Genomic DNA, 1,928 nt, shown 5'->3' with positions numbered 1-1,928 from the left:
TACTTGAAGTACAGGAAATTATAAAATCAGTCACAGATGGACACAGATAAAAAAGATGATGAACACTGATAAGACATCTGTGTTTATCTGTGTTTTGATGTTTAATCTGTGAAATCTTGTGGTTACTCTGAAGATTTGCCATAAGGGATAGGTAAGGACGGAAAAAGCAGGAATTTTTTGTAGGGTATTGACATCCTATTATTTTTTTGCTAAAATAATAACACTGATATAATATAAATGGTGTTATGAAAAAGAGTGGGGCAAATGGAAAAAATAAAAGGTTTGAAGTATGTAATAAGCAAATTAAGTCAGAAGAGATATTATCTTGAGAAACAAATAGAACAGACACCGCGAATACTACCAGCTTGTTTAATAATGCGATACCGGGCAAGAGGCAGAAGAGATTTTCAATCGGTAAAAGAAAGAAGCAAATTACCTGGTGGTAAAAGTTATGCGTATTTAACATATCTTGAAGGTGGGGTTACCCGACACAGATACATACCCAAAAACAAAATTGGCGAAGTAGCAAGACTAACTGGATCATATAAAGTATTTTGTGAAAAGATGAAAGCAGTTCGTTCATTAAACAGACGGATAGTGGAACAGTTGGATAAAATAGGAAAGGCGCAAAAGGAGGATGTAAAAGATTATGTCACAAAAAGATCTGAAAGAGTTGGCAAGAAGAAAAGCACAGGGTGAGAAGGCATTGCAGGAAACCAGAGAGAAAAATCGTCAGTATTTAGCGTGGCAACACTTAACCCGGAATCAGAAAGAGGTAGCGAAAAGGATTTTACAAGGTAAATATGAATTCTTAAAAGATGCTGGCTGGGGATTTTTAGATAAGTTCATAATATTCTTAAAGACAATTGGATTTTTGGAAGTATTAAATGTAGCAGGCGTTGGATACATCAGACGAATGATAACGGTATCAAAACTTTTGCTGACATATCAAATGAAAATACTATTAGGAATTTCGTCTATGAATCAGGTGCCTGATATGCTATTTAAGGATACAGGGCTGTTGATGTTATTGGGATTTACAGCACGGCAGATAAAAAATGGATTTTGCAAAAGAGGTAAAAAAAGAAACGGTTTAATGCACAAAGATACATTATCAGATGCATTAGAAAAATTTGGTGCAAAAGAAACGGAGATGATACTGAATGAAAGTGTAAAAATACTGAATGAAGGAAAATTTATTGACGATGAAATATATATTTGTGACCCAACCGATATAGAAACCACCAAAAAATGTAAGGGCTGTGGTAGAAAAACGCAGGAAGAAGAACATTTGGACAAAAAAACAGGCGAGATAATAAAAACATTAAAAACGAGATATGGATTCAAGTTATTAGTAATACGAGGAGCAAGAACTGGAATAGTTGTGTCAGCGAAATTCGCGAAGCTACAAGAGAGTGAAAAAAATTACACATTAAAATTGATGAAACAAGCGGAAAAAAACATCGGCAAGAAAATAAAAGTTTTACTGTTGGACAGAGGTTTTATTGACGGATTAACTTTATGGAAAATAAAACATAATTTCAGAATTGACTTTGTAATACCAGCGACAACAACAATGGATATAACAAACGATGCAAGGTGCTTCAGAAATAAAATCGCAGACGGACTCTGGCGAGAGGTGACACGAGAAATATCTGCAGTCGGTATAAAAGGGTTAACCAGTTATGATCAATACGGCGACGAAAAACATAACAGGAAAGATAGACACAATAAAAATTTTGTAGCCAATCCAATAAATGCAGTAATGGTTACAAAATGGGATGAAAAAGAATATCCACCGGGATATGAGAAAGTATTTTTAACTACTTTAAGAGTGGACAAACCAATCTCTGTGATTAAAAAATACAAGTTGAGAAGTCTGATAGAAAACACAACATTCAGAGAATTGAAAACAGGTTGGTTGATAG

General features: G+C 34.3%; 2 protein-coding genes. Both read left to right on the top strand.

Annotation, left to right across the window (positions count from 1 at the left end; all coding sequences use genetic code 11):
- The first annotated feature begins 264 nt into the window (after positions 1-264).
- Positions 265-699, top strand: coding sequence for a hypothetical protein (locus AB1349_13985; GenBank protein MEW6558436.1), 435 nt, complete (start codon positions 265-267; stop codon positions 697-699).
- A partial coding sequence (locus AB1349_13980; protein MEW6558435.1) for a transposase occupies positions 650-1,928 on the top strand: 1,279 nt, incomplete at its 3' end. The genes AB1349_13985 and AB1349_13980, both read left to right, overlap by 50 nt.

Source organism: Elusimicrobiota bacterium, from assembly GCA_040757695.1.
Taxonomy (GTDB): domain Bacteria; phylum Elusimicrobiota; class UBA8919; order UBA8919; family UBA8919; genus JBFLWK01.
This window is presented reverse-complemented; position numbering and strand designations above follow the sequence as displayed.